This window comes from Pseudoalteromonas sp. MMG005 (assembly GCF_018101015.1).
Lineage (GTDB): Bacteria > Pseudomonadota > Gammaproteobacteria > Enterobacterales > Alteromonadaceae > Pseudoalteromonas > Pseudoalteromonas aurantia.
In genome coordinates, this window is sequence record NZ_JAGJEK010000095.1 from 1 (window position 1) to 329 (window position 329).

1 protein-coding gene is annotated in these 329 nt (G+C 41.6%); it reads left to right on the forward strand.

What is annotated here, in order from left to right; all coding sequences use genetic code 11:
* The coding region (locus J8M01_RS23860; RefSeq protein ID WP_211059611.1) for a condensation domain-containing protein at positions 1–329 on the forward strand (329 nt) is incomplete at both ends.

The following is a 329-nucleotide window of genomic DNA, read 5'->3' on the forward strand; positions in this document are numbered from 1 at the left end:
TTTGTCGCATATCAGGCAAGTACACTTAGATGCGCAATCAAATCAGGATGTGCCTTTTGAGAAGCTCGTCGAACGTTTAAATATCCCCCGTAGTTCATTGCACGGCCCTTTATTCCAGATAGTCATGACCACCAATAGTGATTATGGTATTCACGATGACAGCAGCACAAAGTCATTTCAATTACCTCATGTCGAGTTACAAACCTACCAGAGTGACTTTATTCGCGCCAAATATGATTTAGACATTGATATGAGTCTCAGTGATATGGGGTTGGGCTTAACATGGGAATATGATACCAGTTTGTTTACGCATGCCCATATTACCCAGT